Raw genomic sequence first — 10,213 nt, 5'->3', positions numbered from 1 at the left:
ACATAGTCAAGAAAAAACCTTATAAAATAGTGAAGAATCCGTTAAAATCGTAAGAACAGCACAGTATAATCATTCCTAAATTAACATTATACCGCATCTATATAATTTAAAGGTTTTGTTATGCTGGATAAGTAAGTCCGTTGGTAAATATTTTAAAAGTTATATTTGTAATACGCCGCGCAGCTTCCCTCTGTGCTCACCATGCAGGCGCCGACAGGTTTCTCAGGCGTGCATGCCTTTCCGAAGAGAGGACATTCTGAGGGTATTTTTATGCCCCGCAAAACTAAGCCGCACTGGCAGCCTTTTGGCTCTGCAATATCTGACACATCTATATTGAAAACAACCTCTGCATCCCTGTGCCTGTACTTTTCTCTTAATCTCAGTCCGCTATTCGGCAGCAATCCGATTCCTCTCCAGTAACTATCGCAAGGCTCAAAAAATTCATTTATAAAATCCACAGCCTTTTGATTTCCTGTTTCTGTAACAACGCTTTTATACTGTATTTCCACTGCCGCCCTTTCCTCTGCAATCTGTTTAAGCAGCATGGCTATGCCTGTGAGAATATCGTCAGCCTTGAATCCTGTTATCACGCTGGGCTTTTTATATTTCTCTGCTATAAATTCATACGGATGGATGCCTATTATAGTGCTTACATGTCCCGGCAATATGAAGCCGTCTATATTGACCTCATCGGACTGAAGCAATATATCGAGCGCAGGAGGTACGAGCTTGTTTACGGAATAAACATAGAAATTATCTATCTTCTGCTTCTCTGCCTCGAATAGAGTGCCTGCGACAGACGGGGTTGTGGTCTCAAATCCAGCGGAAAAGAAAACGACCTTTTTATTGCCATTCTCCTTTGCGATATTCAGACAATCGAGCGGAGAATAGACTATCCTTATATCAGCGCCTTCTGCCTTTGCCTCGGATAATGATTTTTTCCCGCCCGGGACGCGCATCATGTCTCCGAATGTGCATAGTATCACATTGTCCAACATTGAAAGGGCAATGGCTTTATCAATATCTTTGATTGAAGTCACGCATACAGGACATCCGGGGCCGCTCAATAATCTAAGGCCTTCGGGCAAAAGGCTTCTTATACCGTGCTTGAATATGGCAACCGTATGCGTCCCGCAAACCTCCATGAGATTTATGGGACGGCCTATTTTATTATAGAAATTTTTAATCAGGCCGATCATTATGTAAGTATATCAAAAGTTGTATATTGTGTGTTGACAAATACCTTCATTTAACTAATAATTTGTTTAAATCAGCATATGAAAATAAGGGAGGAAACAATGGAACCCGGGCCAAAGACAAAAATTCATGACTTGTTAAAAAAATATCCCTTTGTAAAAGACTTCCTTATAGCCTTTAATCCGCAGTTTAAGGCATTGGACAATCCCTTTATGATGAGGACAATAGGCAGGCTGGCTACACTCAGCAAGGTAGCGATCATTGGAGGGGTTGAAATTCAAAAGCTCATTTCAGCAATAGCAGATGAGATAGAAGACAAAACTGGTGAGACCATCGAGATTAGCAGTATACCGCCTGATGAAGAGATCGATGAATACAAAAGGCTCGAAATATTAAAGGATATCATAAGGGATCTCCACAAGGGCGTTGATGTGAAGATAGTGAAAAAGAGGTTCCACGAATTGATAAAGGATATAGACCCATCAGAGATAGCGAATATGGAGCAGCAGCTCATACAGGAAGGCATGCCAGAGGAAGAGGTAAAAAGATTGTGCGAAGTCCATGTGGAGGTGTTCAAGGAATCCCTCGAAAAAAAGGTCATGCCGGGTCTGCCTGCAGGGCATCCTGTGCATACCTACATGCTCGAAAACAGGGCTGCTGAAGATATACTCAATGAAATAAAAAAGATAGAAGACCCTGTCAAAGAACGTCAAAAATTGCTTTCTCTGCTTGATCGCCTTTCGGAGATAGAGCGACATTATGTAAGGAAGGAAAACCAGCTCTTCCCCGTGCTTGAGGCAAAAAGGCATATCAGGGCCTTCAAAGGTCATGTGGGCGCTCCATGATGATATCCGCATAATGCTAAAAGACGTGAAGGCTAAGACGCAGGATTCCGCCATTACTGAAAAGGCTGTAAAGGCCCTTGCTCATATGATAAACGACATGATCTACAAGGAAGAGCATATACTCTTTCCCATGGCCCTCGAGACATTGAGCGAAGATGACTGGACAAAGGTGAGGCAGGGAGAGGATGAGATAGGATATGCATGGATAAAACCTGCGGATGAATGGCGTCCTTTGGGGGTGTTTTTCCAGCAGGCGCTACTGACAGAAAAGGTTGGAAGCTTAAACCTCGATACAGGACAGCTAACTGCCGATCAGGTAAACCTTGTTCTTACCCATCTGCCTCTTGATATATCGTTTGTCAATGAAAATGACGGGGTTGTTTATTACTCCCAGACTGCAGAGAGGGTATTCCCGAGAAGTCCGGGCATAATCGGCAGGAAGGTTCAGAACTGCCATCCTCCAAAGAGCGTGGATATGGTCGAAAAGATACTTCAGGAATTTAAGTCAGGGAATAAGGATTCTGCCGAGTTCTGGATACAGATGAAGGGAAGGTTTATCCATATACGATACTTTGCTGCGCGTGACAGAAACGGGAATTATCGGGGCACGCTGGAAGTGAGCCAGGACGTCACAGGAATCAAGCGGCTCGAAGGAGAAAAACGCCTCCTCGACTGGGATTAAAATACCTTTACAGTAACTTCTTCCCCTGCATCGAGCCCGAGCTTATTTTGTGGAATAACAACAATTCCGTCAGCCCTGACAAGGGTGGTTATTAAGCCTGATTTGCCGAGTACAGGGATGGCTGATAATTCTCCGTTTTTCTCTTCGAGATAGACCCTTATGTGGTCTTCCCTGCCTGCTGCAGAGGCCATATTTTTGGCCATTTTAGCTTTAATGGTTTTAGTAAAGTTTTTTCTTGAATTAAGACCGCCGAGCCTTTCCATTACAGGCTTTACGAAGAGGTCAAAACACACAACAGTGGCAGCAGGATGTCCCGGAAGTCCTAAAATGGGCTTATTATTCACAACACCTCCTATCATGGGTTTTCCGGGCTTTAGAGATACACCATGGAAAAGCACGCCTGGGCCGCCGTATATCTGGGCAATGTCGTCTATAATCTGTGCTGTCATATCTTTTGTGCCGGCAGAGGTGCCTCCGCTTATCAGAACCATATCGGAATCCTGCAATGCCCCTTCCATTGCATCCTTTATAACATCGTAGTCGTCCTTGAATATTCCTTTTTTTGCTGGTATGCCGCCGTGTTCGCTTATCAGACCCGACAATGTAAATGAATTGATGTCCCTCACCTGCCCTAATTTCAGGGGCCTGCTTGCAGGCACTATCTCATCCCCTGTGGAGATTATCGATACTATAGGCTTTCTGAAGACATCTATCTCTGTTATGCCGAGGCCTGCAAGTGCTCCTATGTCCTGCGCCCTCAGTCTATGACCTTTTGTGAGAATTGTTTTACCTTTTTTTATGTCCTCGCCCTTCTGGATCACATTTTCATTTGGCGCAATAGACCTCATAACCTCTATCATGTCGTCGGAAACCGTCTGGGCATGTTCGAGCATTAAAACCGCATCAGCACCCTCTGGAAGCATCCCGCCTGTTGGTATCTTTGCCGACTCTCCAGTGCCCAATTTGAAATCAGGGACAGATCCCATGAATATTTCGTGTTTGACCGCAATATAAACAGGTGAGTTTTCCTTTGCGCCGAATGTATCTCTCGAATTCAATGCATAACCGTCAACGGTAGAGCGGGAAAAGGCAGGAAGGTCTTCGGGGGAAATGACATCTGATGCTATGATATATCCATAGCATTCCTCTATCTTCAGTCTTTCGATTGGTAAGTTACCTTCTGATATGGCAGCTAAAACACGCTCAAGCGCCTCTATGGGTAAGAGATAATTTTTATCGAACATGCATTAAGGTTATCAGAATCGGAAATCATTTTTCTACATGTTTAAGCCTAAACCCTTTTCTTTCCCATTTTTTGCTCATACATGAACGCATCTGCCTTGCCGATGAGATCGTCGAGGTAATATGGTTGTGCCGGGTCATAGACCGCTGTACCAACGCTGATTGACAGCTTGTAGCTTCTGTTTGCCTGCTCATTGTGCGATTCAATGTTTTTGCTCAGGCGCTCCTTGAGGATATTTTCGCTATCCACGGATGCATCGCTCACAAGCACCGCGAACTCATCGCCTCCAAAACGGGCAATAACATCAGAGTCGCGAAACGTCTCACGTAAAACCAGCGCTGTTTCTTTTATGGCCATGTCTCCCGTATGGTGGCCGAGGTTGTCATTTATCAATTTCAGATCATCCATATCCACAAAAAAGAGCATCATCTCTTTCTTAGTCCTGTCTGCAATCTTGATCTGCTGCTGCGCAAATGTCAAAAATCCACGTCTGTTATATAGGCCCGTCAGTTCATCATTGAGGGATAAATCCCTGAGTTCCTGCTTCAGTCTATGGCTTTCTGTGACATCCCTAAAATACCATATCCTTGCATATGGTATGCCTTCCGGCAAAAGCACAGGCCCTGTAAATCTATCAAAGATTCTTCTGTCATTCAATAATATCTCATCCTTTGACGTCTCATACCGATTTTCATACAGGTATTCCACCTTTGAAATAAACTCCTCGGCGTCTTTCAAAAATGGAAGGATATAATCGAGGAGTTTTCTGTCATCAAAGGTCTGTATTAATTCTTCAGGTATTCCCCACATCTCGGCAAATCTGGAGTTATAGTTTAATACCTTCCTTTTTTCATCTATTACCCGAATGCCGTCTATGGATGTCTCCTGCTGGGCCTTTGAAGCGTTTAAGCAGCTCTCCATCGAGCCTGTGCTCCTCTTCCCTGAGCAATACAGTCTCCATCATCTCTTTCATTGAATGGGACAGGTCAGCCAATTCATCCTCATGGCCCTCACCGACAGAAGCAAGCATTTGCCTTGTAGCAGGAGAAAAGGCATGTTCACGGGCAAATTGGTCAGAAGATGAGTCCAGATGCATAATCCTCTTGACAGTGTCGGTTATCTACGACCCCAGTGTAATCCATATGAGAATAAGCATAAAGCTCAAGCCGGCAGCTCCAAACAGAACGCTCTCCCATACTGAAAAAGGAGGAATAATCCGATGCTGCAGGATAAGAAGGGGCGTCTCCTCATCTGTTTCCTCTGCATTCCTGTCCCATGGCACGACACGCTGCTCATAACGGATACCCTTGGAAACAAGGGAGCCGCTATAGCCGTGACTCACCCGGTCTTTGCCTATATCGCCAATAGAACTGGCTAACACATTGTTCCCGTAAGTAACAAACAATTCTGTATGTGGATAGGCCAGATAATAAAGGAGGGCATTATCCAGAGCCTTGAACAAAAACAGATGCCCCATGCCGTCCTTTCCCAGCCATAAAGGCTGGCTGAACACACGGTAAACCTTTTCTCCAGTCTTGCTATGAAACCATCGTTTGACCGGGTCAATTACTATTGAAAGATCGTCAGGTACTGCTCCATGCTGGAATTTTATCCTGCCAGCGGCATCGCCGATGACAAGTGCATCGAACATTTCTTTGGTCTCCCCTGCTGTCAAATAAGCATAAAGGCGGGGCCACCTGTTTTTCTCAAAATCCATGAGGCGTAATGCCTCTATGCCCGCTCTGTTGCATACGGCCTCCCTCTCCCATTCCGTATTCAAGGCCTGCAAGCGGTTATTGAAGTGCTGGCGCGAGTCGTCACCCATGCGAACAGCAAACCGTTCCATGGTAACGAAGTAAAATATACAATACCAACGAATGTGATAATTAGTGTCACACCCAGAACGTATAACAGGCGCAGCGTTGCCTGTCGTCTCAGGGTAATGCGAACTGCCATATTTACTCTTTCCTTCCTGCCCAGCGATCCATTACCATCTTTTCAAGAACCAGAGACATGGCCTTTGGATCAGTGCCTAAGGTCTGATGGAAAAATCGCTCTGTTTCATTCAACTGCTTTGTGGAAAAACGGCCGTCTGGGCTGTAGATACGGGGATATTTTTTCAATGCGGCAATCAGAAATTTCTTTTCCTCGGTATCGGTAATTTGCAATTTTTCTGCGATCTGTTCAGGTGTATGTGCAGCCACCCACCGGAGGGTTCGCTGCAGGATTTTTATCATTATCTCGGCCTTGCGCGGCTCGCTCTGGATAAGGTCGGAACGGGTTGATAGGACTGCATGCAGAAAGCCGCCGCCGGGGATGGAGCGTGCTGTCTGAGGGTCGCCCAGATTCATCAGGAAAAAGACCTTGCCATCCGATAAAAGACGTGTGGCAAAAGGCTCATCACCCATGACGGCATCCACCATGCCGCTTAAAAGCATTGAAGACTGCTCATTCCAGCTCTGTCCTGCCGGGATTATGCGCACCTGCCCTGGAGATACGCCGGCAGATCTCAAAACAAGTTCCATAAGCTGCTGGGATGTGGTTTTGCTTGTCAGGGAACTCGTATTGACTCCGAGAACGCGTCCCTTGAGGTCAGAGATTCTCTTAACCTTCTCCCTGAGATCAGAGCGCACTATGACACGGCAAAGGCATCACTCCCAGTAGCCATAGGAACATCACGCTAAAAAGGTAAATAATTTTTTTGTTTGCATACTCTGGCGGGAAAATTTTATAGAGGGCTTTTACTCAAAACAGAGGCATCTTCGCCGTTCTGCAGCAAATCCAGAATGCCGGCTATGGATTCGTCATGGAGATTACAGATATGTTTTTTATCGAGTCCCCTTTTCCTCTGCTTATTAAAGACAGAAAGGAATACCATCCCCTTATATATCCTTTTGTTTGTATTAAAAGAGAATATGAACCTGTCGAGCGAGCTTTCGAGGAACCTGTCGTTTCGCCTCTGAACCGCCCTGTTGATAGTCATAGACTCAAGCCAATATGCCTTGTTTATCAGGCTGTCAGCCTTCATCTCGATCCATGCATGTCCAACATTCCATTTATCTTCTGTAAGTGCTTCATGGGCGACCGTGTCTGCGGCTAAGTGGCTCAGATAGCCGTATACGAATGCCTTTTCAGGCCCTTTCTTTGCCTGTTCCATGAGCTTCAGTCCCATATCCCAGCTATGAGAGCTTTTATCGTCAGGGAGATATTTCTTCCCCAGTATCATATCAGCCATGAGGTTTCCGTAAAGGAAGTCCTGCCTGTATTTCCTTAAGAGGGTCATTATTCCTGCAGGGATAAGCGGTGCATAGGAATATATTTCGCTTCCAAGATAAATATGGGTCAATGGCCCCCATGCAAAGGAAAATGATGGTACGAGTAAAAATCCAATTAGAAATAATAAGAATATCATGATTATATCTCCTTCAATAAATTAAGCAATAATCTCACACCGATGGCTGTAGCGCCTTTTGGCATATATGGCTTGTCCTTGTCATTCCATGCAGTGCCTGCTATGTCAAGATGAACCCACGGGGTATCGCCTGCGAACTCCTTGAGGAAATAACCTGCTGTCACAAGGGAGCCGTTTTTCCCCCACTGTTCTTTATATCAGCCGCATCGCTCTTTATATAATCCTTATACTCGTCATAAAGCGGCATCTGCCATACCCTTTCATAGGTATTTTCCGAGGCCATCTTCAGCTTTTCCATAAGATCATCTCCATTGCCCATCATTGCCATGGCCTCATTACCGAGGGCAATTGAGCATGCACCTGTTAGCGTGGCTATATCAATCACGGCCTTTGGCTTATAATATTTTATTGCATATCCAATGGCATCTGCAAGGGCGAGCCTGCCCTCAGCATCTGTATTTATTATCTCTATTGTCTTTCCTGTTATCGTCTTAACAATATCACCCGGCTTTGATGCACTGCCTCCCGGGAGATTCTCTGTAGCAGGAAGGATACCTACTATATTTACAGGCAATTCCAGTTCCGAAGCCGCCTTAATTATGGCAAGGACAGAAGCACCGCCTGACATGTCGTATTTCATCTTTTCCATTCCTTCGGCAGGCTTCAGGGATATTCCGCCGCTGTCAAAAGTTATGGACTTGCCCACAAGGGCCAATGGCCCACCCTTTCCACCTTTATACTCAACTATGATTAATTTCGGAGGTTCAGCAGAGCCTTTAGACACAGAGAGATAAGCACCCATACCCTCTTTTTCTATGTCTTTTTTCTCTAATACTTTAACCTTAATCTTCTTGCCCGAAATAGACTTTGCGACATTACTCAAAACAGTAGGGGTCATGTCATTGGACGGTGTATTTACAAGATCTTTTGCAAAATTCACGGCAGAGACAGATGTCTGAAGCCACTTAAAAGGAATGTCCTTATCCGTGCCGAGAATGGTTGCTGTCTTTATCTCCTTGCTGTTTTCTGATTTTTTGTATTTTCGAATTTATAGAGACTTAAAAGTCCGCCCTCCATGAAATAAAAAACAGGCCTCTGTGATGCCTTGAAACTCTTTGGCAGATAATCGAATATACCGCTGGATACAGCAATATCCTTAACTCCTATATCCCTGAGAAAGGAAAATGCCTTGCCTCCTGCCTGCCTTATCCTGTCGGTTGTTATATCGGATTGTTTGCCAAGCCCTATAAGCAAGATTCTATCGGAATTTATATTCCTGACATGAAGCAGGGCGGTCTGATTCTGTTTGCCTGTGAATTCCTTTGAATTGATTACCCTTCTTATGAAGCCGCCGGTTATGGAATCTATATCTGAATAAATATCTATGGAATTATTCTCGAAGAGGGGAAGGACCAATGCATCCGCTTTTATCCCTTCTTCCGGTATGTTTTTAATAAGGATATTCATTACGACTGGTTCTTATCGGCCTGTGTTATTGTATATTTTGGGGAACGGTTGTATTTGCTCATTGCCTTATCGATCCCTTCCGTTACAACCGCCGTAACAGCACGGGATGCATATATTATAACATCTTTTATAAGATTTTTCTCAGGTGGTTTAAAATTCTGAAGGACATATTCTTCAACAGGGATGGTTTTATCACGCCCTATTCCAACCTTAACACGCACAAAATCCTTTGTTCCAAGTTCCTGTATTATAGATTCGATTCCCCGATGCCCGCCGGATGAGCCGCCCCGTCTGATCTTTATAGCCCCTGCATCGATATCGAGATCATCATGCACCACTATCAGCCTGTCCATCAAATTATCTGCAGATATATTGGCCTTTTTTAGTATCTTCTTTACAGCAAGTCCACTTCTGTTCATAAAAGTAAGGGGCTTTAGAAGGATAACATTGACTCCTTCTATAGCCCCTTTGCCGATCATATAGACATCCCTTTCTTCCAAAGGGATATTATATTCTTCCGAAAGCCGGTCTATTACCCTGAAACCTATATTATGGCGGGTTGCAGAGTATTTACTTCCAGGATTGCCTAAACCAGCGATAACCCACACACGCAAAGAGGGGACTTTATGTCCCCCTTTTGAAATCCCCCCTAAAGTAGCACAAAAATATTTCAGCACCATCTATACTTTTATTTTTCTTCTTCCTTCTTGCCCTTCTTGATAACTTCGGGCTCAACAGTCTCGGCAGGAACTGCTGCCGGTGCTGCCACCTCTTCCTTGACCGCTATGACCGTTGCCAGAACCTCATCAGGGTCTGTCAAGACTTTGATGCCCTCTCCTAATTTTAAGTCGCTGACATGAATAGACTGACCGAGACCCATATTGGTGACATCCACATCAACGTGGCCGGGGATTTTATCAGGCAGACACTCGATCTCTATCTCCCTCAAGCCATGCTGGAGAATTCCTTTGTCCCTCTTAACACCGATTGCCTCGCCTTTTATAACCACATGCACCATGACCCTTATTGCCTCTGTGGCTGATATTTCCTGAAAGTCTACATGAAGAAGATTACCCATAACAGGGTCTACCTGGTAGTCCTTGACAATGGCCTGTTTCGTGTCATCTGGGAACTGGAGATTAACGATTACCCGCTCTCCTGCCGTCTTGCTGATAAACCGGGAGAGTTCCTTTCTAGAAAGCTGTACTGGCAGAGAGTTTCCCCCTTTATATAGAATGGCAGGGATAACGCCACTCCTTCTTAATGACCTTGCTCCGCCTTTGCCTGATTTCTCCCTTTTTTCTACACCGAGCGTTACTTTTTCCATATTTCCTCCTATTATTAGTAAATGAGTTAATAAGTAAATG

General features: G+C 44.7%; 12 protein-coding genes and 1 pseudogene. 2 read left to right on the top strand and 11 right to left on the bottom strand.

Annotation, left to right across the window (positions count from 1 at the left end):
• Positions 1-152 precede the first annotated feature (152 nt).
• Positions 153-1,199 (bottom strand): hydrogenase formation protein HypD, encoded by a 1,047-nt coding sequence (gene hypD, locus V7L97_RS09580; protein ID WP_333655423.1) that lies wholly within the window; start codon positions 1,197-1,199, stop codon positions 153-155.
• Positions 1,200-1,298: 99 nt separating this feature from the next.
• Between hypD and V7L97_RS09575 the strand changes: the two genes are divergently transcribed.
• Together V7L97_RS09575 and V7L97_RS09570 are read left to right on the top strand one after the other, a co-directional pair.
• Positions 1,299-2,042, top strand: coding sequence for a DUF438 domain-containing protein (locus V7L97_RS09575; protein ID WP_333655421.1), 744 nt, complete (start codon positions 1,299-1,301; stop codon positions 2,040-2,042).
• The gene (locus V7L97_RS09570; protein ID WP_333655420.1) at positions 2,026-2,724 is read left to right on the top strand and encodes a PAS domain-containing protein; all 699 of its coding nucleotides are present in this window, start codon (positions 2,026-2,028) and stop codon (positions 2,722-2,724) included. Before V7L97_RS09575 ends, V7L97_RS09570 begins: the two co-directional genes overlap by 17 nt.
• On the opposite strand, the gene V7L97_RS09565 is transcribed toward V7L97_RS09570, so the two are convergent.
• The 10 genes and pseudogenes from V7L97_RS09565 to V7L97_RS09520 all read right to left on the bottom strand — a co-directional run bounded on the left by V7L97_RS09565 (position 2,721) and on the right by V7L97_RS09520 (position 10,173).
• The gene (locus tag V7L97_RS09565) at positions 2,721-3,968 is read right to left on the bottom strand and encodes a molybdopterin molybdotransferase MoeA (protein ID WP_333655418.1); all 1,248 of its coding nucleotides are present in this window, start codon (positions 3,966-3,968) and stop codon (positions 2,721-2,723) included. The two genes, V7L97_RS09570 and V7L97_RS09565, sit on opposite strands and share 4 nt — an antisense overlap.
• 47 nt (positions 3,969-4,015) lie before the next feature.
• Complete coding sequence (locus V7L97_RS09560; protein WP_333655416.1) at positions 4,016-4,888, bottom strand: sensor domain-containing diguanylate cyclase; 873 nt, start codon at positions 4,886-4,888, stop codon at positions 4,016-4,018.
• The gene (locus tag V7L97_RS09555) at positions 4,818-5,063 is read right to left on the bottom strand and encodes a hypothetical protein (protein ID WP_333655415.1); all 246 of its coding nucleotides are present in this window, start codon (positions 5,061-5,063) and stop codon (positions 4,818-4,820) included. Before V7L97_RS09555 ends, V7L97_RS09560 begins: the two co-directional genes overlap by 71 nt.
• Positions 5,064-5,087: 24 nt before the next feature.
• Positions 5,088-5,792 carry a hypothetical protein gene (locus tag V7L97_RS09550; RefSeq protein ID WP_333655414.1) on the bottom strand — a complete coding sequence of 235 codons (705 nt, stop codon included), beginning with the start codon at positions 5,790-5,792 and terminating at the stop codon, positions 5,088-5,090.
• A 133-nt stretch (positions 5,793-5,925) separates the two neighbouring features.
• Positions 5,926-6,600, bottom strand: a complete 675-nt coding sequence (locus V7L97_RS09545; protein ID WP_333655412.1) for an ABC transporter substrate-binding protein — start codon at positions 6,598-6,600, stop codon at positions 5,926-5,928.
• Positions 6,601-6,695: 95 nt separating this feature from the next.
• A complete protein-coding gene (locus V7L97_RS09540; protein WP_333655410.1) occupies positions 6,696-7,379 on the bottom strand; it encodes a zinc dependent phospholipase C family protein in 684 nt (227 codons plus the stop codon).
• Between the two features lie 2 nt (positions 7,380-7,381).
• A pseudogene (locus V7L97_RS09535) lies at positions 7,382-8,277 on the bottom strand (leucyl aminopeptidase family protein).
• A 110-nt stretch (positions 8,278-8,387) separates the two neighbouring features.
• Positions 8,388-8,846: a M17 family peptidase N-terminal domain-containing protein gene (locus V7L97_RS09530; RefSeq protein WP_333655406.1), complete on the bottom strand. Its 459-nt coding sequence runs from the start codon at positions 8,844-8,846 to the stop codon at positions 8,388-8,390.
• Positions 8,846-9,526 carry an aminoacyl-tRNA hydrolase gene (gene pth, locus V7L97_RS09525; protein ID WP_333655404.1) on the bottom strand — a complete coding sequence of 227 codons (681 nt, stop codon included), beginning with the start codon at positions 9,524-9,526 and terminating at the stop codon, positions 8,846-8,848. The genes V7L97_RS09530 and pth overlap by 1 nt, the downstream gene beginning before the upstream one ends.
• 8 nt (positions 9,527-9,534) lie before the next feature.
• On the bottom strand, positions 9,535-10,173 hold the full coding sequence (locus tag V7L97_RS09520; protein WP_333655402.1) for a 50S ribosomal protein L25: 639 nt from the start codon (positions 10,171-10,173) through the stop codon (positions 9,535-9,537).
• Between the last annotated feature and the right edge of the window lie 40 nt (positions 10,174-10,213).

This window comes from Dissulfurispira sp. (genome assembly GCF_036745535.1).
GTDB lineage: Bacteria > Nitrospirota > Thermodesulfovibrionia > Thermodesulfovibrionales > Dissulfurispiraceae > Dissulfurispira.
The sequence above is the reverse complement of the archived record's forward strand: the minus strand, read 5'-3'. Positions and strand labels throughout refer to the sequence as shown.